Origin of the sequence: Brevundimonas sp. (assembly GCF_030656255.1) — a bacterium.
Lineage (GTDB): Bacteria > Pseudomonadota > Alphaproteobacteria > Caulobacterales > Caulobacteraceae > Brevundimonas.
This window is the reverse complement of the sequence record NZ_JAUSOE010000163.1, coordinates 1-21125: the sequence shown is the minus strand read 5'-3', so window position 1 is coordinate 21125 and position 21125 is coordinate 1. Positions and strand designations below refer to the sequence as shown.

Here is a 21125-nt window from a genome sequence, read left to right as displayed (position 1 = left end):
ACGATGCCGGTCACGTCCGTGGTGCGGAAGTAGAACTGCGGGCGATAGTTGGTGAAGAACGGGGTGTGACGACCGCCTTCTTCCTTGGTCAGGATGTAGGCTTCGGCCAGGAACTTGGTGTGCGGCGTGATGGAGCCCGGCTTGCACAGCACTTGGCCGCGCTCGACGTCTTCACGCTTGGTGCCGCGCAGCAGAACGCCGACGTTGTCGCCCGCTTGACCTTGGTCGAGCAGCTTGCGGAACATTTCGACGCCCGTGCAGGTCGTCTTCTGGACCGGACGGATGCCGACGATCTCGACTTCTTCACCGACCTTGACGATACCCTTTTCGACGCGGCCCGTGACCACGGTGCCGCGGCCCGAGATCGAGAAGACGTCTTCGACCGGCATCAGGAAGGGCAGGTCGACCGGACGTTCCGGCTGCGGGATGTAGGCGTCGACGGTTTCCATCAGGGCCAGAACGCGCTGTTCGCCGATTTCCGGGTTCACGCCGTCGGTCGCGGCCTTGGCCGAGCCCTTGGTGATCGGAATATCGTCGCCGGGGAACTGATAGGACGACAGAAGCTCGCGCACTTCCATCTCGACCAGTTCCAGCAGTTCTTCGTCGTCGACCAGGTCGACCTTGTTCATGAAGACCACCAGGGCCGGCACGCCGACCTGACGGGCCAGCAGGATGTGCTCGCGGGTTTGCGGCATCGGGCCGTCAGCGGCCGAAACCACCAGGATCGCGCCGTCCATCTGAGCGGCGCCGGTGATCATGTTCTTCACATAGTCGGCGTGGCCGGGGCAGTCGACGTGGGCATAGTGACGGTTGGCCGTCTCATATTCCACGTGCGCGGTGTTGATCGTGATGCCGCGGGCCTTTTCTTCCGGCGCAGCATCGATGTCCGCATAGGCCATGGCCTTGGCGCCGCCGGCCTTGGCCAGCGTCATCGTGATCGCCGCCGTCAGCGTCGTCTTGCCGTGGTCAACGTGGCCGATCGTGCCGATGTTGCAGTGCGGCTTGTTACGTTCGAACTTTTCCTTGGCCATGGCCAAACTCCTGATGGCCCGGGTTGAGGGGCGCGATGCTGATCAAAAAACCTGGAGCGGGTAGACGGGATCGAACCGACATCCTCAGCTTGGAAGGCTGCTGCACTACCATTGTGCTATACCCGCGCGGAGACTGCGGAAGTTCTTTGGGAACGCCGCAGCCGGTTCCTCTCCGTCGTCCTGATCCATCGTATCCGATAAGGCGCGTGGTGGGGGAAGAAGGACTCGAACCTTCGAAGCTTACGCAGGGGATTTACAGTCCCCCCCCTTTGCCACTCGGGACATTCCCCCAGCGCGCCTTGTCGAACCGATGGACCCCTCGTTCCGCCCTTAATCAAGCGGGACGAAACAAAAGCCTTCGGCTTGTCGCCTCCTCTAGGATAGAGGGGGCGCCCAGACCCGAAAGCCCTTGGGGCTCCAAATCGGAGGGCGTCTTATAGTGTCGTCGAAAACAGAACGCAACGACCGTAAAAGCGGTAAAAAACCGGTCTTCGGAAACCGGTCTCCCGGCCCGCGCGAAAAGGGCCAAAAGCCCGTCGCACAAGGCTTTTCCGGCCGCGAGGAGGCCCCTCGCGCGCCCCGTTCGCCGGATCGGACCAAGTCCGACGCCGATAATTTTCTTTGGGGCCGCCATCCGGTTCTGGCCGCACTGGCGAATCCCGCGCGTCGCGGCATGGGCCGGCTGCTGGCCACGGCCGAGCGCGCCGCCGAGATCGAAGAGGGCAAACTGGCCCATGGGCACAAGATCGAGGTGGTCGAGCTTCAGGCCCTGACCCGGATGCTGCCCGCCGGCGCCGTCCACCAGGGCCTGGCTTTCAAGGTTCAGCCGCTGGAGGGCGTGTCCCTGGAAGAGCTGGCCGAGCCGGCTCAGGGCGTCATCGTCATGCTGGACCAACTGACGGATCCTCAGAATGTCGGCGCCATCTTCCGTTCCGCCCTGGCCTTCGGGGCGCGGGGAATCATCGTCCAGGACCGCCACGCCCCCGCCCTGGCCGGCGCCCTGGCCAAGGCGGCCGTCGGCGCCACCGAACGCCTGCCGCATGCCCGCGTGACCAACCTGTCGCGGGCGCTGGAACGACTGGCCGATCTGGGCTGGCGCGCCGTCGGCCTGGACGGAACGGGAGAACAGACGCTTGAGGAGGCTTTGGATCGCCAGCCGACCGTCCTGGTCATGGGATCCGAAGGCGACGGCATCCGCCGACTGGTCGCTGAACACTGCGATGTCCTGGCCAAGATCCCCATGCCCGGCGGATTCGAGAGCCTGAACGTCTCCAACGCCGCCGCCGTCGCACTTTATGAAGCCGCGCGCGCGCAACGCGGCTGACAGAATGAAGCCGCGCGCGCGCAACGCGGCTGACAGACGGCCACGTCGGCGTTAAGGAGCGCCCATGGAATTCCTCTCGTCTCCCGAACTCGCCAGCCAGGCCACCGCACTGGGCCAGGTCCTGCTGATGGATCTGGTCCTCGCCGGCGACAACGCCGTCGCCGTGGGCCTGGCCGCCGCCGCCCTGCCCCAGGAACAGCGCAAGAAGGCCATTCTGATCGGCCTGGCCGCCGCCGTCGTCATGCGCATCGGCTTCGCCCTGATCACGGTCCAGCTTCTGGCCCTGGTCGGCCTGCTGCTGGCCGGCGGTCTTCTGCTGCTGTGGGTCTGCTGGAAGATGTGGCGCGAACTGCAGGAGCAGCGCACCCACGACCAGGCCGAGGCCGAGAGGGAGCTCGAACTGGCCCTGAGCATCGAGCACGGCAAGGGGCCGTCGCCCGAGGAGCTGGGCCTGAAGCGCAAGTCGTTCGGCGCCGCCCTGCTGCAGATCATGATCGCCGACCTGACCATGTCGCTGGACAATGTGCTGGCCGTCGCCGGCGCCGCCCACGACCATCCCTGGATCATGGTCTTCGGCCTGATTCTGTCGATCGCCCTGATGGGTCTGGCCGCCACCTTCATCGCCAAGCTGCTGCACCGTTACCGCTGGATCGGCTATATCGGCCTGGTCGTGGTTCTGTACGTCGCCATCCACATGATCTGGGACGGCGCGCGCCAGGTCGTGGTCCGCACCGGCAATATGGACGAGTTCAACGCCTCGGCCCCGGCCTTCATCGAGATCAGCCCCGAGGAAGCCGCCAAACACCTGGGCCAGAAGCGCACCGAGGACAGCCCGACCCCAGCCCCGGCCGAACCGACCGCGCCTGCGCCGACGCCTGCGGCATGAGCGTCGCCACGGTCGATGTCGAAACGGCCGCCGCCTGGCTGGGCGCGGGCGAGGCCGTGCTGATTGATGTGCGCGAGGCGGACGAGTTCGCCGCCGCCCGCATCGACGGCGCGATCCTGGCCCCGCTCAGCGCCATGCCCGCCGCCTGGGAGGCGCTGGACCTGCCGGCGGATCGCAAGATCATCGTCATGTGCCTGCGTGGCGGCCGCAGCCATCAGGTCTGCGCCTTCGTCGGTCCGACCGGCCCCGAGGGTCAGCCCCTGTTCAACCTGACCGGCGGCATCCAGGACTGGCATGCCGCCGGTCTGCCGATCATCGAAGCCTAGGCCGCTTCGGAATACTGGTCGAACGCCCTCAGCGCGTCGGCCGCGTACATCAGGGCCGGCCCGCCGCCCATATAGACGCTCATCGCCATGGCCTCGGCGATCTCGTCGCGCGTCGCCCCCAGATCCTTCAGCGCCTTGGCGTGAAAGCCGATGCAGCCGTCGCACCGCTGCGTCACCCCGATGGACAGGGCGATCAGCTCCTTGGTCTTCTTGTCCAGCGCCCCCTCGGCCGTCGCCGTCTTCGCCAGTTCAGAAAAGGCCTGCATCGGCCCCGGCTGCAGCCGGCGCAGTTCGCCGATGTAGGTCGAGATGTCGCGTGTCAGCGCCGCATAGTCCTTGGCCACGAGAGCCTCCTTTTCAATTTATATTTTTATGATATGACTTCGGCATGGAATGTAAAGACGTCACATCGGCGAAATTGTCCCAGGCCCTTCCGCCGCGCGTGGACGACGCCTCCGCCTTTCTGAAGGGTCTGGCCAATCCCCACCGACTGCTGATCCTGTGCGCCCTGGCCCAGGGCGAGCGGAACGTCTCGACCCTGATCGCCGAAACGGGCGTGGCCCCCGCCTCCATGTCGCAGCATCTGTCCAAGCTGAAGGACGAGGGGGTGGTGGACTTCCGCCGCGACCACCGCACCCTGACCTATTTCATCGCCCATCCCGCGACGATCCAGATCATGGCCGTGCTGTACGACCATTTCTGCGCGCGAGACGAAGCCTGACGGTCATCATCCCCGGCGGGCGCGAGGCTCGGGCCTTCTAAACGCCGCGCAACCAGCCCGTGACCGAGATTCGATCCGCCGCCGCCGACAGGGCCACCTGCGTAACTGAATGGGGCGACGGGACTTTCAGCAGGTTCAGGGTGTTGAAGCGCGGGGTGAAGGCTTCGGACACATTGCCGTCCGCTCCATGGAAGGCCAGCAGGCCGCCCCATTCGATCCGCCAGACGGGCGTCAGGTTCAGCACATAGGCGAAGAAGCGGTTCTTGCCCTCGGCATGGTCGTCATGTTCGGTCAGGAAATGGCCCGCGCGGTATCGGGTCAGTTGGGCGTCGGCCAGGGCGATCTGCGCCTCGCCGGTCACGTCGCGCATCAGGTTCAGAAACGCCGGGCCATTTAGGAAGGCCAGCAGGTCACGCCAGACAGGCGCCGCCTGCCCTGCCTCGACCAGATCGTAGATCGGATGGTTGTCGTACAGATATTGGAAATCGGCTTGGGCCGACATCTGCACCGCCTGCCCCAGACCCGTTTTCTGGTCAGGCTGCAATGACGCCAGCCAGGCGGCGGGCAGATCGACGTGGCCGGTCCCGCGTCGGGTGACGACATTGTAGTCAGCCGCCGCAGCCGCCTCATACAGGGTCTGGGCGTCGGCCGGAGCCAGAACGCCGTCGATCTGGGTTCGGCCCGTTCGGGCCAACCGCTCGCGGATCGCTGCAAGCCGTTCGTCGGTCAGAGGCGCCAGATTCGGTGTCATCGTCTCTCGCCCCCGCTCGATGGATCAGGCGTCCGCGCCGCCGAAGCGTTCGGACCATTCCGCCACCTGGGCGTCCTCGATCTTGGCGAACAACACGCCCTGGGCCGCCACAGCCTGACCGACGGCCAGACTGTTCAGCACATTCTCGTCCGCGCCCGGCCAGCTCAGGTCGGTTGATCCCACCGAAGCCGCGATCTTCTCGGCCGAGAACGGCAGGACCGGCGCCGCCAGACGGGCGAACAGAGCCACCAGATTCAGCCCCGTCCGCACGCCTACCGCCGCACGGTCGCGGTCGGTCTTCAACGCGGTCCAGGGCGCGGCGACCTGCAGATATTCGTTGCCCAGCACCCAGACGGCGCGCAGGGCCTGGGCCGCCTTCCTGAATTCCATGGCCTCGAACTGTTCGGTCGCCTCGGCGATCCCCGCCTTGATGTCGGCCTCCAACTGGATCTCGACCGGACCGGCCTCGCCGCCTTCGGGCACGACGCCATCAAATTTCGACTCGGCGAACTTGACGATCCGGTTGACGAAATTGCCCAGCACATCGGCCAGGTCCTTGTTGGTCGAGGCCTGGAAATCCTCCCAGGTGAAGGCTGAATCCGCGTGTTCCGGCCCGTAGGCCGTCAGGCGCCAGCGCCAGTAGTCGGCCGGCAGCAGCTCCAGCGCCTGGTCCATGAAGACGCCGCGCTTCTGGCTGGTCGAGAATTTCCCGCCGTACCAGTTGAGCCAGTTGAAGGCCTTCAGCTGGTCCACCGTCTTCCACGGCTCGCCCGAGCCGATGATGGTGGCGGGGAAGGACACGGTGTGGAAGGCGACATTGTCCTTGCCCATGAACTGGACATAGCGGACGTCCTCGGCCCCCTCGTCCAGACGCCACCAGTCGCGCCACGACCCGCCGGTCGCCTCGGCCCATTCCTCGGTCGCGGCGATATATTCGATGGGGGCGTCGAACCAGACGTAGAAGACCTTGTCCTCCATGCCCGGACGCGGGAAGCCGTCCTTCAGCACCGGGACGCCCCAGGCCAGGTCGCGGGTGATGCCCCGGTCGATCAGCCCCTCGTCCAGATGCTTGTAGGCGATGGACTTCGCCAGCACCTGCCAGCCGGTCTTGCCGTCCACCCAGGCGCGGATCTGCGGCTCGATCTTGGTCTGCAGCAGATACAGGTGGCGGGTGTCGCGCACCTCCAGGTTCTTGGACCCCGACACCGACGAATAGGGGTCGATCAGGTCGGTCGGGTCCAGCAGACGCCCGCAGTTGTCGCACTGGTCGCCGCGCGCGCCGACATGGCCGCAATGGGGACAGGTCCCCTCGACATAGCGGTCGGGCAGGAAGCGCGCGTCGTCGATCGAATAGATCATCCGATCCACCCGCTCCTCGATCAGGCCGTTCTTCTCCAGCGCCTCGGCGAAATGCTGGGTCAGGCGATGGTTCTGCGGGTTCGACGACCGGCCGAACCAGTCATAACTCAGGCCGAAGGCCTGGCCGGCCGCCTTCTGGATCTCGTGCTGTTCGTCGCAATAGGTGCGCACGTCCTGGCCGGCGGCGGCGGCAGCCAGCTCGGCCGGGGTGCCGTGCTCGTCAGTGGCGCAGATATAGAGGACCTCATGCCCCTGGGCCCGCTTGAACCGCGCCCAGACGTCGGCCGGCAACATCGAGCCCGCCAGATTCCCCAGGTGCTTGATGCCGTTGATGTAGGGCAGCGCCGAGGTGATGAGGATGCGGGCCATGATCGTCCAGGAGTTCGGGGAAGCGCAGGGATATAGACAGTGACGAACGCTGCGTCACCTCTCCGCGCCTTACGCATGATCGGAACGGATGTTTCGAGGTCGATACGAACCGAACCCATTTCCGAACCAAGGCTGAACGCCCCCCGCCGGTACGGTTCAGGCTGGCCTCAGCAGCGGCGTGCGAGAACGGATCCATCGACGGGCCGGAACACTCCGACCTGACCATGAACAAGGAGAATATCGATGAAAAAGTCTCTCGCAGCCGCCATGGCCATCTTCATGGTCGCCTCTGCCGGCGCAGCCTCGGCTCAATCTCGCGGCCCGGATCATCACAACACGGGTCGAGGCCCCGCCGCCGCCCATGAGCGCGCGCCGGAGCGACAAGATGCGCAACGCTGGAAGAAGGGCCAACGTCTGCCGGCCAGCTATCGCGACAACAGCCACCGGGTCGACCACAGCCGATACGGTCTGCGTGCGCCGCCCCGCGGCTACGCCTACTACCGGTCCGGCAACGACATCGTCCTGACCGCCGTCGCCACCGGTCTGATCAGCTCGGTTTTGAACGGCGCCTATCGCTAGGCCTTGAGGGCCCCCGTTTCGGCGGGGGCCCTTTATCCGACGCTGGGCAACCGCCGCGCCACCCGGACGAACCGCCCGGTCAGCAAGACCGACGACGCCAGGCTGGCGATCACCACCGCCCAGACCAGGCCGTCCACGCCCATCCGGTGCGCCAGAATCCAGCCCAGCGGCATCATCACCGCCCCATAGGCCACGAAATGCATGATCGTGGGCCACCAGACGTCGCCCGCCGCCCGGTTCGCCTGGGCCGCCACCACCTGGATTCCGTCCGCGACGAAGAACAGGGTCGCCAGCACCAGGGCCGGGGCGGCGATGGCCAGCAGGACCGGATCGCGATTGTAGGCGCCCACGATCAGATGCGCGCTGGGCCACACCAGCAGAGCGACGATGAAGGTCATCGCCGTCACGACGCCCAAGCCCACCAGACCGGCCCTCAACACTCCCTGCCCGTCGCCCGCGCCATAGCTGCGCCCCACCAGAACCGCCGTCGCGGACGACAGGCCCATGGGCAGCATGAAGACGATGGCCGAGACGTTCAGCACCACGGCCCAGGCCGCCGTCTCCGCCGTGCCGATCTGACCGGCGAAAAAGGTGAAGCCCGAAAAGGCCCCGACCTCGATGAAATAGGATGCGCCCGCGCCCAGGCCGACCTTGACCTGTTCGCGCGCCGCCTTGGGATCGCGTTCGGGCTTGTCGAAGATACCCAGCGACCTCGCCTCGGGCAGGCGCAGGATATAGACCACCAGGAAGATCGCCAGCGCCGCCCGCGCCCCGAACGTCGCCCAGGCCGAGGCGAAGGCGCCGTCGAAGCCGAGGCCCAGCAGATCGGGCACCAGCACGATGTTCAGCGCCAGATTGACCCCGTTCGCCACCCACATGGCCACCATACCCGGCTTGGGCCGCCCCAGGGCCTCCAGGAAGAACTGTCCCGTCACCGAGATCAGATAGAAGGGCATGGACAGGGCGAAGACGACCAGGGCCGGTCCCGCCCCCTCGGCCAGTCCATCCTCCAGCCCGATCTTGCCCAGACCCCAGGGACCGACGGCGATCAGGGCGATCATTGAGACCACCCCGATCTGCAACGAATAGGTCATGCCCCGGCGCAGCACCGATCCGACCGCGTGCCGCCGTCCCTCGCCCAGCATCCGCGCCGTCATCACCTGCACGCCCAGCATCAGCCCGACCGCCGTCGTCACCACGATCGAGGTCGGCGCCCAGGCCAGCGAATGAAACGCCAGTTCCTTGCTGGAGAAATTCCCCACCACGATGGCGTCCGTCAGCCCCATGGTCATGATGCCGATCCGCGCCAGGATCACCGGCCATGCCAAGTGCAGCAGGTCGCGAAAGGCGGAACGGGTCTGGAAACTGAGCGCGATCATCGGAGCCGGCACAGGCCACGCGGACCCGTCGGGGTCAACTCCCAAAAACTTTGTGGGTTTGACCTACCAGGCGCCCAGTTCGCGAAGCTGGCGCACCAGTTCCTCCGGCGCCTCGCCCGCATCCAGTTCGGTCAGGTCGACCGGGGCGTCCTTGGGCTCGAAATAGCGCCAGCCCTGAAACGGCCGGCGCGCCATCGGCGCCGTGCGGACGACCTTGGGCTCCAGCGTGATCTCGCAACGGCTCTGCTTGCCCTCGCCCAGGGTGGCGATGTCGAGCACGCGCTGGCGGCAGACGATCACGCCCTTCACCACCCAGTACAGCGATCCGCCGTCCTCGATCTCCGGCGCGCGTTTCGGCGTCATCCGGGTGTGGACCACCAGCGGCCCGCCCCTGGCCGCGCGGGCCTCCAGCCAGTCGACGTCAGGAACCCCGACGCCCAGTTTGATCATGTGAAGCGGCATGGCGCCCACGTAGTCGCCCTTATGCGCCTTGGCCAGATTCTTTAACGCCGAAGCTAGACTGTCGTCCGCTCGCTACCGGACGCCACGGAACCAGCATGTACGGATTGATCACGCGTCTGACCGCATACCCTGGGCGCCGAGACGAACTCGCGCTTCTCCTGATGGACCCTGGTGTCAGGAAGCACGGCTGTCATTCCTATATCGTCGCGCATGATCTCGCCGACGCCGACATCCTGTGGGTCACGGAGGTCTGGGTCGATCAACCGACCCATCTGTCCTGGAGCGAAGATCTGCGTCAAAGCGGCGCCTGGCGTCCGATCTACGGACTGATGGCCAAGATGGACGACTCGATCCTGACCCGGCCGCTGGGCGGCATCGGCCTTTAATCCGCCGCCTTGACCACCGCCAGCACGGCCGCCTCGACCACCTGATCGCCCACAGCCGCTACATGCTCGACCACCCCGTCGAAGGGCGCCGTCAGGGCGTGTTCCATCTTCATCGCCTCCAGGACCACGACCGGCTGGCCCTTGGTCACGACGTCGCCCGCCTTGACCGGCGCGGCGACGATCTTGCCGGGCATGGGTGCGCGGAGAGACCCGTCGGAGACAGCCCCGGCGCCTGAGCCCACGGCCGCCCGATACGGCGTCACCCGGCGCGCCTCGCCGTCCACGAACAGGACGAAGCCGTCATCGATCACCTGATAGCCGAACAGCGCCTCCCCGGCCTGCACCTGGTCGAAACCGACTCGGGCCGTCATGCCCTCGGCGCCGCGCCATCCCGCCTCGACCGGCGTCACAGCCCCCGACACGCCCCGGCCGTCCACATGCGCCCAGACCATCGTCTGAGCGGGCGCGTTCAGACGTACCCCATAGGACAGGCCCGGCTGGCCGCCCCAAGGGCTGAACCGGTCAGACCCGGCCGCTTCTCCATCGCTCGCCGCCTCCGCGACCAGGGTCAGGGCCGCCAGCGTTGCCTCGGCGGTCTCGACCGGCTGCAGCGCCCCCTCTTCCGCTCCGATGAACCCCGTATCCACATCCCCCGCCACAAAGCGCGGATGGTCCAGGCAGCGTTTCAGAAAGCCCGCATTGGTCTTGACCGGCCAGACCTCGACCTCGCCCGCCGCCTCGGCCAGTCGCGCTGCGGCCGCCTCGCGGGTGTCCTCATGCACGATCAGTTTGGCGATCATCGGGTCGTAGAACTGGCTGACCTCGCCGCCCTGCTCCACGCCCGTATCGACGCGAATTCCGTCCGGCATGAAGAAATGCTCCAGCCGCCCGATCGACGGCAGGAAACCGTTCGCTGGATCCTCGGCATAGAGGCGCGCCTCCATGGCCCAGCCGTTCAGCCGGATTTCGTCCTGCTTCAACGGCAGAGGCTCGCCCGCAGCGACCCGGAACTGCCATTCGACCAGATCGACGCCGGTCACGCTCTCGGTCACCGGGTGCTCGACCTGCAGCCGGGTGTTCATCTCCATGAACCAGATCCCGTCCGCTTTCAGTCCGTCCGAGGCGTCGGCGATGAACTCGATGGTCCCGGCCCCGACATAGTTGACCGCCTTGGCCGCCTTGATGGCCGCGCCCGTCACGGCGGCCCGCACGGCCTCGCTCATGCCCGGCGCCGGCGCCTCTTCGATCACCTTCTGGTGGCGGCGTTGCAGAGAACAGTCGCGCTCATACAGGTGGACGACATCGCCGTGCCGGTCCCCGAACACCTGCACCTCGATATGGCGCGGCCGGGTGATGTAGCGTTCGATCAGCACCCGGTCGTCGCCGAAGGCGGCCGCGCCTTCCCGCTTGGCGCTGGCCAGGCCCGCAGCGAAATCGGCTGGATCATCGACCCGCTTCATCCCCTTGCCGCCGCCGCCCGCGACCGCCTTGATCAGCACCGGATAGCCGATCCGCGCCGCCTCGGCCGTCAGGGTCGCCTCCGACTGGTCCGCGCCCTGATAACCCGGCGTCACCGGCACCCCGGCCTGGATCATCAGCTCCTTGGCCGCGTCCTTCAGCCCCATGGCCCGGATCGACTGCGGATCCGGCCCGATCCAGATCAGACCCGCCGCCGCGACCGCTTCCGCAAAATCCGCATTCTCGCTCAGGAAACCGTAGCCGGGATGGATCGCCTCCGCCCCGGTCGCCTTGGCCGCCGCCAGCACCTTGACGCCGTCCAGATAGCTCTCGCGCGCCGCCGCCGGCCCGATCCGCACCGCCTCGTCGGCCTCGCGCACATGCAGGGCGTTGGCGTCGGCCTCGGAATAGACGGCGATGGTGCGTAACCCCATCCGCTTGGCGGTGCGGAAGACACGACAGGCGATTTCGCCGCGATTGGCGACCAGGACGGACTTGAACATGACGCGTTCTTAGCGAGGCGCGGCGGCTGTGTCTTCACCTCCCCATCGGCGAAGGCCGACGGGGAGGACAGATCGCGCAGCGATCAGGCGGGGGCGACTCGGTCTCAGACAGACCTGCGCCTTCACTACCCCTTCGCCCCCTCCTGGCGACCTACGGCCGCCGGTCCTCCCCGTTCGCCTTCGCGAACAGGGAGGTGAAGTTTCCCTCGCCTTCCGCTATCCCCTCCCCCATGTCCCTGCGCCCCCTCTTCGTCACCCAGGTCTATGAAGCCACCCTCGCCGAGGGCCGAGGCTGGGCCGAGTTCAACGAACAACTGATCGACGTCGTCCGCATGATGGCCGAGGAGGACGCGGCCGGCCGCCGTTGGTGCCGCGACAACGCCTATCGCGGCTACACCTCCTACGCCTCGCTGAACGACCTGCCCCAGCGTTTCCCCGAGTTCGCCGAGCTGAAACGCCACCTCGACCGGCACGCCGTCGCCTATGCCAAGGCCCTGAATTTCGACCTGGCCCGCAAGCCCCGACTCGACAATCTGTGGGTCAATATCCTCAAGCCCGGCGGCGGCCACACCGGCCATATCCACCCCCACGCCTTCTTGTCGGGCACCGTCTATATCGACATCCCCGACGGGGCCTCGTCGCTGAAACTGGAGGACCCCCGCCTGCCCTTCATGATGGCCCGCCCCTCCGTCACCGAGGACGCGACCGAGGCCGAACGCCCCTTCGTCTATCTGACGCCCCGCCCCGGCACGATCCTGATGTGGGAAAGCTGGCTGCGCCACGAAGTCCCGACCAACCAGGCCAAATCCGACCGCATCTCGATCAGCTTCAACTACGCCTGAGACGAACTTCCGCCGCATTCGGGCCTAGCCTGCCTGAGACGATGTTGGGGGATTTGGGAATGAAGGCCTTCGGTCTGGCGATCATGCTCTTGGCGGCGGCCGTCGCCCCGGCCTGTACGGAAAAGGCCGACGCCCAGTCGTCACCGCCCCCCTCCGTTGCGACCGAAGGCGCGCCCTATGTCTTGCAGGGGACCCAGGTCTGGACCGTGCCTGATCCCGTCTCGGGTCGCGACTATCAGGTCTTCGTCAGTCTGCCTGCCGATTATGACGCCAGCCCCCAGCGTCGCTATCCGGTGCTTTACGTCACCGACGCCGACTACGCCTTTCCGATCATCCGCCAGATCGCCCGCCGCGTGAATCTGGACGGTCCGGTTATCGAACCCTTCATCCTGGTCGGCCTGTCCTACGCCCGCGGCGACACCGGCGTGGTCAGCCGCAATCGCGACTACACCCCCACCCCGAACGGCCCCCGTCGCGCCCGCGACATGGTCCACGGCCAGGGTCCCGCCTATCAGACCTATCTGAAGACCCAGGTCCTGCCCTTCATCGACGCCCGCTTCCGCACCGCGCCCGACCGTCGCATCCTGCTGGGCCATTCCTACGGTGGCCTGCTGGGCGCCCAGATCCTGTTCACCGATCCCGGCCTGTTCCACGCCTATGTTCTGGGCAGCCCGTCCTTCTGGTTCGACCAAGGCCACGTCATGACGATGGAGGCGGACTATGCCCGCACGCATCGCGACCTCCCCGCCGAGGTCTTCATGTACGTCGGGGCGTTCGAAGCGCCCGGCCCGAGTCCGCGCCATTCGACCGGCGCCGACATGGTCGCCGACATGCGGACCATGGAACGAGTGCTGAAATCGCGCGCCTATCCTCATCTGCGGGTCCGCTCGACCGTCCTCGCCGACGAAGACCACCTCACCGTCGCCCCCGTCGGCTTCACCCGCGCCCTGATGGCCGTGCTGCCGGCGACAGGCGAATAGGCCAGCCTCGCCCCAATTGAATGGCGCGCTGTCTCGGGACCCCCGTAGGGTGGAGGGGCTCTTGACGCCCTACCGAATTTTCCGAGGCGTTTGGCCCCCTCCGTCACGGCGCTCTGCGCCGCGCCACCTCCCCCAAGGGGGGAGGATCTCCGTCATCCCATTCCTCCCCCCTTGGGGGAGGTGGATCGCCGGCGCAGCCGGCGAGACGGAGGGGGCCAGATCAGTCCCGAGTACGGCGCAGCCTCTCCGCCAGCTGTGCCGCCGCCGCCGTCACCTCGGCCCAGGTCACCTCGAACCCGGCGTCGTCGCCGAAATAGGGATCGGTCACGGCCTGGCCCTCGCGGCCGGGCACGTGGTCGAGCAGCAGGCTGAGTTTGGCGACACCGTCAGCGGGCTGGATCCGGCGCAGATTGGCCAGGTTGTCGTGGTCCAGGGCGATGACGTGGGTGAAGCGGCGGAAGTCCGCCGGCGTCACCTGCCGGCCCTGATAGCCGGAAATATCGATCCCATGTTTGCGCGCCACGGCCTGGGCGCGCGGATCGGGCGGATGGCCGACATGCCAGTTCCCCGTGCCGGCGGAGTCGACGATCAGGTCGAGACGCAGACGTTGAGCCTCGGCGCGGAGGGCGGCCTCGGCGAGGGGGGAGCGACAGATGTTGCCGAGGCAGACGAAGAGCATGGAGGGCATGGGGTGATCTTAGCGGATGAAGCCCTGTGGGGTTAGAGTGCTTTCCCTTCACCCGTCATCCTCGCCCTTGTGGCGAGGATCCAGACTCCCGGTTTGTCCGCATGGTGCGACGGCGTTGATACCGGGAGTCTGGATCCTCGGGACAAGCCCGAGGATGACGGTTGTGGGGGCGGTGGCTGGGCGTCGGGAGGCTCACCGTCTCCCGAACAGCTTCTCCAGATCGTGCAGCTTCAGCTCCACATAGGTCGGCCGCCCGTGGTTGCACTGGCCCGAATGCGGGGTGGCTTCCATCTGGCGGAGCAGGGCGTTCATTTCGGGGGCGGTGAGGATGCGGCCGGAGCGGACGCTGCCGTGGCAGGCCATGGTGCCGCAGACCTCGGCCATCCGCTCCTTCAGCGACAGGGCGGCGCCGTGTTCGGCTAAATCGTCGGCGATGTCGCGGATCAGGCCCTGGACGTCGGTGTCGCCCAGCATGGCCGGAGTCTCGCGCACCAGGACGGCGCCGGCGCCGAAGGCCTCGACGATCAGGCCCATTTCGGCCAGTTCCTCGGCGCGCGAGGCGACGCGTTCGGCCTCGGCCGGGTCCAGATCGACCACCTCGGGCGTCAGCAGGGCCTGGCGGGTCACGGCCCCCTCGGCCATCTGGGCCTTCATCCGCTCATAGACCAGCCGCTCGTGGGCGGCGTGCTGATCGACGATGACCAGGCCGTCGCGGGTCTGGGCCACGATATAGTTGGCGTGCAACTGACCCCGCGCGGCGCCCAGGGGGTAGTCGAGGGGGTCGATGGGGGCGTGGGGGGTGAATCGTGGGTCGTGACTGGCGGGGTCGGTGGGCGCTTGCTGCGGCCAGGCGGGGCCGTCCCAGCTGGGTTCGACGCGGGCGCTGCGTTCGTTGAGGCCGGGCAGGACCTGGGCGGCGGCGGCGGGCTGGGACCAGCCGGTCCAGCCGCTGAAGCCCTGGGCCGAGGGGGAACTGGGGCTGTAGGCAGGACCGGTGGTGACGCCGGTGTGGGGCTGGAAGCCCGCCATCGCGTCGGCGGCGACGGTGGTGGAGGCGCGGTGGCCGGCGGCGTGGAGGGCGTGGCGCAGGGCGCCGACGATCAGGCCGCGCACCAGGGCCGGATCGCGGAACCGGACCTCGGCCTTGGCGGGGTGGACGTTGACGTCCACGTACAGCGGGTCGATGTCCAGGAACAGGACGGCGGCCGGGTGCCGGTCGCGCGCCAGGAAGTCGGCGTAGGCGCCGCGCAAGGCCCCTTGCAGCAGCCGGTCCTTCACCGGGCGGCCGTTGACGAACAGATACTGATGCGCCGCATTGCCACGCGAATAGGTGGGCAGGCCGGCATAGCCCGACTGGCGCACGCCATCCCGCTCCTGATCGATCAACAGGGCGTTGGCCTCGAAGTCGCGGCCCAGCAGGGCGGACAGACGTTTCAGCCGGCCCTCGTCGCCGGGATGTTCGGCGGGGAGGCGTAGCGCAACCTTGCCGTCCAGCGACAGGGTGAAGGCGACGGCCTCGTGCGCCATGGCCTGGCGTTTGATCTCCTCCGAGATGGCCATGGCCTCGGCCCGTTCGGACTTCATGAACTTGAGCCGGGCGGGGGTGGCGTAGAAGAGGTCGCGCACCTCGACCCGCGCGCCGTGCGGACCGGGGAAGGGGGCGGGGGCCAGGGGGCGGGTCGCGCCGCCCTCGACCTGGATGACCCAGGCCTCGGTCTCGTCACGGGATCGGGTGGTGATCGACAGGCGGGCGACCGAGCCGATCGAGGGCAGGGCCTCGCCCCGGAAGCCCAGGGTGTGGATGCGCAGCAGGTCCACGTCGCCGGCGTCGTCGGGTTCCAGCTTGGACGTGGCGTGACGTTCGATGGCCAGGGGCAGTTCGGCCTTCGGGATGCCCTTGCCGTCGTCGGCGATCAGGATGCGCGACAGGCCCCCGCCGTCGGCCTGGATCTCGATATTGCGGCCGCCCGCGTCCAGTGCGTTCTCGACCAGTTCCTTGATGGCGCTGGCCGGCCGCTCGACCACCTCGCCGGCGGCGATGCGGTTGACGGTTTCGGGGGAGAGGCGGCGGATGGGCATGTGACCGCCAAGATAGGGGGGCGAAGGGATTCGCGCCACGCCCATGCCGGAGACGCCTGGGCGGCGGGGTCAGGCGTCGGCGGTCTGAGGCGCGGCGGCGGTCAGGACGGCCTGGAGGGCGGGGATCTCGATGGGTTTGCGCAGCACGCCGTCGGCGCCGGCCGCCATATAGCGGGCCACGTCCTCCTCGAACACATTGGCGGTCAGCATGTGGATCGCCGTGCGGGGGCGACCGGCGGCGGCCTCCTCGGCGCGGATGGCCGTCAGGGCCTCGACGCCGTCCATGACCGGCATCATCACATCCATCAGCACCAGATCGAAGGGGGCCGCGCGCAGGGCCTCGACCGCCTCGCGCCCGTTCTCGACCAGCACAAGGTCCAGGCCGAAGGACTGGAACAGCAGGGCCAGCAGCTTGCGGTTCGCCGGATGGTCCTCGGCGGCCAGGACGCGGGGGGCGTGCGACGCGGCGTCGACGGCCGGAGACGGGGACGGGGACGGGACGGCGGCGGGCGAGAGCGTCGCCCGCTCGGCGGTGAAACGGAACCAGAAGACCGCGCCCTGGGGCTTGGCCGTCCGCACGCCGAGGGCGCCCCCCAGCGCCTGGACGCTGGCGCGACACAGGGCCAGACCCAGGCCGGCGCCGCCCGCCTTGCGGCCGGCGTCCAGTTGTTCGAACGGCAGGAAGATGCGTTCGCGCTGATCCTCGGGCACGCCGGGGCCCTGGTCGTGAACCTCGAAATCCAGGTCGATGCGGCCGTCGGGGGCAGGGAGGGCGCGGGCCAGGATGCGGATGGTCCCGGTCGGCGTCAGCTTCAGCGCATTGGACAGATAGTTGATCAGGACCTGCTCGACCCGGCCCTCGTCCGTCATGACGACGAAATGCTCGCGCGCGCCCTTAAGCTCGATCTCCAGGCTCAGACCCAGTTCGTCCACGCGGGATCGCCAGACGCGCGCGATGGCGTCCAGCCGCTCGCCCAGATCGACCGGGGCGAGGTGGAGATCGACCTGGCCGGACTCGATCTTGGAGATGTCCAGGGCGCCGTTCAGCAGGCGCAGCAGCATGCCGCCGGCGTCGGCCATGTCGTCGATCACGGCGGCCTCGGCCTTGGGACGACGGCGCCCGCGCAACACCTCGGTCAGGCCGAGGATGACGTTCAGCGGGGTGCGGACCTCGTGGCTGATCATGGCCAGGAAGCGGGACTTGGCCTTGTTGGCCCGTTCGGCGGCGGCGCGGTTCACCTCGGCCTCGGCCAGGGCGGCGCGAAGCTCGCGCGAGCGTTCCGTGACCGTGATCATCAGATCGATGGTCTCGCGGTCGCTGCCCCATTGACGCCAGGCGGCGGCGCTGACGCCCAGGACGAAAAGGGCCACGGCGCCCAGAAGACGGGGGTCCGAACCGACCTGATAGGAGGCGATCACCATGACGGCCAACGACGGCGGCACAACGGCGGCGGCGAAGCTCGCGCGGCTGATATGGACCTGATGAGCGCCGACCATCAGATTGCCGGCCAGCAGCAGGCGAAGATAATCCAGATGTTCAGGTTCGGCCCGCCAGGCGGCGAGGATGAACAGGGCGTTGTGGCTGGCCAGACAGAGGGTGACGATTTCGGCGGACAGGCGGAACCTGCGGGCCGCGCCGGGGGCGTCGGGCCGCGCGCGGGCGGTCTGAACCGCATGCCAGAGCGGGATATAGAGACCGAACTGGAACAAGGCGAAATTCGCCGCCCAACCCCATCCCAGCACCCAGAAGCTCAGGATCACGATGGCGGCTATGGTGGCCAGCCGCACCGGGAACATGTCCCGGTAACGGTCGGCATAGGCTTTTAGGTAATCTGTACTGTCGGCCACTTCGCCAAGTCCCCGCTTCAAGCGTGGCCTTACGCGAGGGAGCTTAACGAGGCCTCAATCGTGAGGGTTTCAGCCCACCTTCACCCGCGTCGCCGCCTCGGGCAGGTCCTCGCCGAAGGCGCGCTGGTAGAACTCGGCGATGGTGGGGCGTTCCAGTTCGTCGCACTTGTTCAGGAAGGTCAGGCGGAAGCTGAGCGCCAGGTCGCCGCCGAAGATGATGGCGTTCTGGGCCCAGGTGATCACCGTGCGGGGCGACATGACGGTGGAGATGTCGCCGTTCATGAAGGCGTTGCGGGTCATGTCGGCGACGCGGACCATGGCGGCGATGCGACGGCGGCCCTCGGCGTCCGACCATTCGGGGACCTTGGCGGCGACGATCTCGGCCTCGACGTCGTGGTCGAGGTAGTTCAGCGTCGTGACGATGTTCCAGCGGTCCAGCTGGGCCTGATTGATCTGTTGCGCGCCGTGATACAGGCCCGTGGTGTCGCCCAGGCCGATGGTGTTGGTCGTGGCGAACAGGCGGAAATGCTTGTTGGGGCGGATGACGCGGTTCTGATCCAGCAGGGTCAGGCGGCCCTGGGCCTCGAGCACGCGCTGGATCACGAACATGACGTCGGGGCGGCCGGCGTCATATTCGTCGAACACCAGGGCGACGGGGCGTTGCAGCGCCCAGGGCAGGATTCCCTCGCGGAACTCGGTGATCTGTTTGCCGTCCTTCAGGACGATGGCGTCCTTGCCGATCAGGTCGATGCGGCTGACGTGGCTGTCCAGGTTGACGCGGACCAGGGGCCAGTTCAGGCGGGCGGCGACCTGTTCGATATGGGTGGACTTGCCGGTGCCGTGATAGCCCTGGACCATGACGCGACGGTCGAAGGCGAAGCCGGCGCAGATGGCGATCGTCGTCTGCGGGTCGAAGCGATAGGCCTCGTCGATCTCGGGCACATGGCTGTCGCGCTCGGCGAAGACGGGCACGGTCATGTCGCTGTCGACGCCGAAGGCTTCGCGCAGGGTCACGCGGCGGGCGGGTTCGAGCGTCAGCAGGGGATCGGGGAGGGCGTCGAGCAGGGAGGTCATGCTCTGCGATTAGCGCAGGTTCGGGGCCACTTAAACCCCGCTCGTCCCCGCGAAAGCGGGGATCCAGTTCTTTTGCTCGGCGGTGCGTTGGACGACGACCCTTTGCAAACGGCTGCGGTCGTCGCCCAAAGCTCTGGGTCCCCGCTTTCGCGGGGATGAGCGGAAGGTGAAATTACTTGGCCGCTAGCCTCACATCCACATTGCCGCGCGTGGCGTTGGAATAGGGGCAGACCTGGTGGGCCTGCTGGATCAGGTCGTCGATAACCGCCTGGTCCAGGCCGTGGTCCGTGACCGTCAGGTCGACGTCGAGGTTGAAGCCTTCGCCCTTGGTGTTCTTGCCGAAGCCGATTCCGGCGGTGATCTTGGTGTCCGGGCCGACCGGGGTTCCGGCCTTGCCGCTGACCAGACGAAGCGCGCCGAGGTAGCAGGCGGCGTAGCCGGTGGCGAACAGCTGCTCCGGATTGGTCCCGTCGCCGCCCTTGCCGCCCATTTCCTTGGGGGTGGACAGTTTGACGTCGATCTTGCCGTCGTCGGTGGCCGAGCGGCCGTCTTCGCGGCCGCCGCCGGAGGCTGTGGCCTGGGCGCGATACAGAACTTCCATGGTGTGCTCCTGGGGTTGGGAAGGCTTCAGATGGGGGGTTAACGGGAGACGGGAAGGGGGCGTTGCATCCGCGCCCTAGCATTCGGGGGGCGACGCGGGCTAAAGCACCCTTTCGGGGCGCGTCGTCGGAGTACGCAGTGAAGATTGCCGAACGCTGGTTCGTATGGGCGGGCATGGTTCTGCTGGGCGGCATCGCCCTGGCGGGGTTGGTCGTCGCCGTCTATGCGGCGTGGCTGTTTCACGACCTGCCGGACGCGTCCGAGCTGGCCGATTATCGGCCGCCGACCGCGACGCGGGTGTATGCCGGCGACGGCACCCTGATCGGCGAATTCTCGGACGAGCGCCGAATCTATGTCTCCTATGACCAGATCCCGCTGACCGTGGTGCAGGCCTTCCTGGCCGCCGAGGATCGCAACTTCTTCCAGCACGGCGGCATCGACGTGGGCGGCATCGGCCGGGCATCGATCAAGAACATTTTCAACCTGGTGCAGGGACGCCGCCTGGAAGGCGGATCGACCATCACCCAGCAGGTGGCCAAGAACGTCCTGCTGACCAATGAATCGAGCCTGAACCGCAAGCTGAAGGAAGCCATTCTGGCCAATCGCCTGGAGGCGACCCTGTCCAAGGAGCAGATCCTCAACCTGTATCTGAACGAGATCTTCCTGGGCTATCGCTCGTTCGGCATCGCCTCGGCCGCCTATAACTATTTCGGCAAGTCGCTGGCGCAGCTGACGCCGGACGAGGCGGCCTTCCTGGCCTCGCTGCCCAAGGGGCCGAACAATTATCACCCCAAACGCCATCCGGGCGCGGCAAAGGGCCGGCGGGACTGGGTGTTGGGGGAGATGGAGCAGAGCGGTTGGCTGACGCCGGCCCAGCTGGTCGAGGCGCGCGCCCGGCCCTTGGTCACGCGTGATGCGCCGCAGCGTTCGGAATACAAGGACGCCGATTTCTTCGTGGAAGAGGCGCGCAAGCAGGCCGCCGCCAATCCTGACTTCGGGGCGCAGCTGCGCGCCGGCGGCTTCTATATGCGCACCACTCTGGACCCGACGCTGCAGACGGCGGCGCGCCAGGCCCTGATGCAGGGGCTGGAAAACTATGACCGTCGCCACGGCTGGCGCGGGGGCTGGGGCACGACCGACTTCGCCGAGGGCTGGCAGGCCGCCGCCCTGAAGGAACAGGCGCCGCCCGAGCGCCGCACCTGGCAGGCCGCCGCCATCGAGAGCGTCAGCGGAAACACCGTCCGCATCCGCACCGCCAAGGATGACGAGACCGGAACCCTGATCGCCGCCGACGCCGCCTGGGCCAACGCCAACAAGCAACTGCGGCGTGGCGAACTGATCTTCGTCGAGCGGAAGGGCGGTCAGTACGCCCTGAAACAGGTGCCGCGCGTCAATGGCGCCCTGGTGGCCATCGAGCCCCAGTCGGGACGGGTGCTGGCGATGGTCGGGGGCTATTCCTACGCCCTGTCCAGCTTCAACC

21 protein-coding genes and 2 tRNA genes are annotated in these 21125 nt (G+C 67.4%); 9 read left to right on the top strand and 14 right to left on the bottom strand.

Translation table 11 applies throughout. The features are described 5' to 3' along the window. The 3 genes from tuf to Q7J26_RS16215 all read right to left on the bottom strand — a co-directional run. The coding region (gene tuf / locus Q7J26_RS16225; protein ID WP_304937399.1) for an elongation factor Tu at positions 1–1031 on the bottom strand (1031 nt) is incomplete at its 3' end. Positions 1032–1083: 52 nt separating this feature from the next. Continuing rightward, positions 1084–1157 (bottom strand) — tRNA-Gly (locus tag Q7J26_RS16220). A gap of 81 nt (positions 1158–1238) precedes the next feature. Continuing rightward, a tRNA-Tyr gene (locus tag Q7J26_RS16215) sits at positions 1239–1322 on the bottom strand. Between the two features lie 148 nt (positions 1323–1470). On the opposite strand from Q7J26_RS16215, the gene rlmB reads away from it, so the two are divergent. From rlmB to Q7J26_RS16200, 3 genes are all read left to right on the top strand, one after another. Then, positions 1471–2355 (top strand): 23S rRNA (guanosine(2251)-2'-O)-methyltransferase RlmB, encoded by an 885-nt coding sequence (gene rlmB / locus Q7J26_RS16210; RefSeq protein WP_304937398.1) that lies wholly within the window; start codon positions 1471–1473, stop codon positions 2353–2355. A gap of 64 nt (positions 2356–2419) precedes the next feature. Continuing rightward, positions 2420–3241 carry a TerC family protein gene (locus Q7J26_RS16205; RefSeq protein WP_304937397.1) on the top strand — a complete coding sequence of 274 codons (822 nt, stop codon included), beginning with the start codon at positions 2420–2422 and terminating at the stop codon, positions 3239–3241. Further along, on the top strand, positions 3238–3567 hold the full coding sequence (locus Q7J26_RS16200; RefSeq protein WP_304937396.1) for a rhodanese-like domain-containing protein: 330 nt from the start codon (positions 3238–3240) through the stop codon (positions 3565–3567). Before Q7J26_RS16205 ends, Q7J26_RS16200 begins: the two co-directional genes overlap by 4 nt. On the opposite strand, the gene Q7J26_RS16195 is transcribed toward Q7J26_RS16200, so the two are convergent. Further along, a complete protein-coding gene (locus Q7J26_RS16195; RefSeq protein ID WP_304937395.1) occupies positions 3564–3911 on the bottom strand; it encodes a carboxymuconolactone decarboxylase family protein in 348 nt (115 codons plus the stop codon). The two genes, Q7J26_RS16200 and Q7J26_RS16195, sit on opposite strands and share 4 nt — an antisense overlap. Before the next feature lie 44 nt (positions 3912–3955). On the opposite strand from Q7J26_RS16195, the gene Q7J26_RS16190 reads away from it, so the two are divergent. Then, positions 3956–4288: a helix-turn-helix transcriptional regulator gene (locus tag Q7J26_RS16190; RefSeq protein WP_304937394.1), complete on the top strand. Its 333-nt coding sequence runs from the start codon at positions 3956–3958 to the stop codon at positions 4286–4288. Between the two features lie 37 nt (positions 4289–4325). On the opposite strand, the gene Q7J26_RS16185 is transcribed toward Q7J26_RS16190, so the two are convergent. Next, a complete protein-coding gene (locus tag Q7J26_RS16185; RefSeq protein WP_304937393.1) occupies positions 4326–5039 on the bottom strand; it encodes a 2OG-Fe(II) oxygenase family protein in 714 nt (237 codons plus the stop codon). Between the two features lie 24 nt (positions 5040–5063). Then, entirely contained in the window at positions 5064–6767 is a 1704-nt protein-coding gene (metG, locus tag Q7J26_RS16180) for a methionine--tRNA ligase (RefSeq protein WP_304937392.1), read from the bottom strand. Between the two features lie 243 nt (positions 6768–7010). Here metG and Q7J26_RS16175 point away from each other — a divergent pair, with 243 nt between their 5' ends. After that, positions 7011–7346 (top strand): RcnB family protein, encoded by a 336-nt coding sequence (locus tag Q7J26_RS16175; RefSeq protein WP_304937391.1) that lies wholly within the window; start codon positions 7011–7013, stop codon positions 7344–7346. A 32-nt stretch (positions 7347–7378) separates the two neighbouring features. On the opposite strand, the gene Q7J26_RS16170 is transcribed toward Q7J26_RS16175, so the two are convergent. Both Q7J26_RS16170 and Q7J26_RS16165 read right to left on the bottom strand, forming a co-directional pair. After that, entirely contained in the window at positions 7379–8725 is a 1347-nt protein-coding gene (locus Q7J26_RS16170; RefSeq protein WP_304937390.1) for an MATE family efflux transporter, read from the bottom strand. A gap of 63 nt (positions 8726–8788) precedes the next feature. Next, positions 8789–9187 carry a DUF1489 family protein gene (locus tag Q7J26_RS16165; RefSeq protein ID WP_304937389.1) on the bottom strand — a complete coding sequence of 133 codons (399 nt, stop codon included), beginning with the start codon at positions 9185–9187 and terminating at the stop codon, positions 8789–8791. A gap of 95 nt (positions 9188–9282) precedes the next feature. Here Q7J26_RS16165 and Q7J26_RS16160 point away from each other — a divergent pair, with 95 nt between their 5' ends. Next, positions 9283–9573: a putative quinol monooxygenase gene (locus tag Q7J26_RS16160; RefSeq protein ID WP_304937388.1), complete on the top strand. Its 291-nt coding sequence runs from the start codon at positions 9283–9285 to the stop codon at positions 9571–9573. Here the strand turns inward: Q7J26_RS16160 and Q7J26_RS16155 are convergent. Further along, a complete protein-coding gene (locus tag Q7J26_RS16155; protein WP_304937387.1) occupies positions 9570–11534 on the bottom strand; it encodes a biotin carboxylase N-terminal domain-containing protein in 1965 nt (654 codons plus the stop codon). The two genes, Q7J26_RS16160 and Q7J26_RS16155, sit on opposite strands and share 4 nt — an antisense overlap. Before the next feature lie 230 nt (positions 11535–11764). On the opposite strand from Q7J26_RS16155, the gene Q7J26_RS16150 reads away from it, so the two are divergent. Both Q7J26_RS16150 and Q7J26_RS16145 read left to right on the top strand, forming a co-directional pair. Further along, positions 11765–12376 carry a TIGR02466 family protein gene (locus Q7J26_RS16150; protein WP_304937386.1) on the top strand — a complete coding sequence of 204 codons (612 nt, stop codon included), beginning with the start codon at positions 11765–11767 and terminating at the stop codon, positions 12374–12376. Between the two features lie 59 nt (positions 12377–12435). Next, complete coding sequence (locus Q7J26_RS16145) at positions 12436–13356, top strand: alpha/beta hydrolase (protein WP_304937385.1); 921 nt, start codon at positions 12436–12438, stop codon at positions 13354–13356. A gap of 220 nt (positions 13357–13576) precedes the next feature. Here Q7J26_RS16145 and Q7J26_RS16140 read toward each other — a convergent pair whose 3' ends face one another. The 5 genes from Q7J26_RS16140 to Q7J26_RS16120 form a co-directional block, all read right to left on the bottom strand. Continuing rightward, positions 13577–14044, bottom strand: coding sequence for a low molecular weight protein-tyrosine-phosphatase (locus Q7J26_RS16140; RefSeq protein WP_304937384.1), 468 nt, complete (start codon positions 14042–14044; stop codon positions 13577–13579). A 192-nt stretch (positions 14045–14236) separates the two neighbouring features. After that, entirely contained in the window at positions 14237–16123 is a 1887-nt protein-coding gene (gene mutL, locus Q7J26_RS16135; protein ID WP_304937383.1) for a DNA mismatch repair endonuclease MutL, read from the bottom strand. A 69-nt stretch (positions 16124–16192) separates the two neighbouring features. Continuing rightward, positions 16193–17971: a response regulator gene (locus Q7J26_RS16130; protein ID WP_304937382.1), complete on the bottom strand. Its 1779-nt coding sequence runs from the start codon at positions 17969–17971 to the stop codon at positions 16193–16195. 69 nt (positions 17972–18040) lie between these two features. Next, positions 18041–19045: a cobaltochelatase subunit CobS gene (gene cobS / locus Q7J26_RS16125; RefSeq protein ID WP_304937381.1), complete on the bottom strand. Its 1005-nt coding sequence runs from the start codon at positions 19043–19045 to the stop codon at positions 18041–18043. Between the two features lie 172 nt (positions 19046–19217). After that, positions 19218–19646 carry an organic hydroperoxide resistance protein gene (locus Q7J26_RS16120; RefSeq protein ID WP_304937380.1) on the bottom strand — a complete coding sequence of 143 codons (429 nt, stop codon included), beginning with the start codon at positions 19644–19646 and terminating at the stop codon, positions 19218–19220. Positions 19647–19783: 137 nt separating this feature from the next. Here Q7J26_RS16120 and Q7J26_RS16115 point away from each other — a divergent pair. Continuing rightward, on the top strand, positions 19784–21125 hold a 1342-nt coding region (locus tag Q7J26_RS16115; protein ID WP_370651960.1), incomplete at its 3' end, for a transglycosylase domain-containing protein.

Coding starts and splice junctions, on each gene's coding strand:
- Q7J26_RS16160 (WP_304937388.1), top strand. CDS start 9,283: ATGTACGGATTGATCACGCGTCTGACCGCATACCCTGGGCGCCGAGAC.
- metG (WP_304937392.1), bottom strand. CDS start 6,767: ATGGCCCGCATCCTCATCACCTCGGCGCTGCCCTACATCAACGGCATC.
- Q7J26_RS16150 (WP_304937386.1), top strand. CDS start 11,765: ATGTCCCTGCGCCCCCTCTTCGTCACCCAGGTCTATGAAGCCACCCTC.
- Q7J26_RS16165 (WP_304937389.1), bottom strand. CDS start 9,187: ATGCCGCTTCACATGATCAAACTGGGCGTCGGGGTTCCTGACGTCGAC.
- Q7J26_RS16190 (WP_304937394.1), top strand. CDS start 3,956: ATGGAATGTAAAGACGTCACATCGGCGAAATTGTCCCAGGCCCTTCCG.
- Q7J26_RS16120 (WP_304937380.1), bottom strand. CDS start 19,646: ATGGAAGTTCTGTATCGCGCCCAGGCCACAGCCTCCGGCGGCGGCCGC.
- Q7J26_RS16200 (WP_304937396.1), top strand. CDS start 3,238: ATGAGCGTCGCCACGGTCGATGTCGAAACGGCCGCCGCCTGGCTGGGC.
- Q7J26_RS16170 (WP_304937390.1), bottom strand. CDS start 8,725: ATGATCGCGCTCAGTTTCCAGACCCGTTCCGCCTTTCGCGACCTGCTG.
- Q7J26_RS16175 (WP_304937391.1), top strand. CDS start 7,011: ATGAAAAAGTCTCTCGCAGCCGCCATGGCCATCTTCATGGTCGCCTCT.
- cobS (WP_304937381.1), bottom strand. CDS start 19,045: ATGACCTCCCTGCTCGACGCCCTCCCCGATCCCCTGCTGACGCTCGAA.
- Q7J26_RS16140 (WP_304937384.1), bottom strand. CDS start 14,044: ATGCCCTCCATGCTCTTCGTCTGCCTCGGCAACATCTGTCGCTCCCCC.
- Q7J26_RS16185 (WP_304937393.1), bottom strand. CDS start 5,039: ATGACACCGAATCTGGCGCCTCTGACCGACGAACGGCTTGCAGCGATC.
- Q7J26_RS16145 (WP_304937385.1), top strand. CDS start 12,436: ATGAAGGCCTTCGGTCTGGCGATCATGCTCTTGGCGGCGGCCGTCGCC.
- Q7J26_RS16155 (WP_304937387.1), bottom strand. CDS start 11,534: ATGTTCAAGTCCGTCCTGGTCGCCAATCGCGGCGAAATCGCCTGTCGT.
- mutL (WP_304937383.1), bottom strand. CDS start 16,123: ATGCCCATCCGCCGCCTCTCCCCCGAAACCGTCAACCGCATCGCCGCC.
- Q7J26_RS16205 (WP_304937397.1), top strand. CDS start 2,420: ATGGAATTCCTCTCGTCTCCCGAACTCGCCAGCCAGGCCACCGCACTG.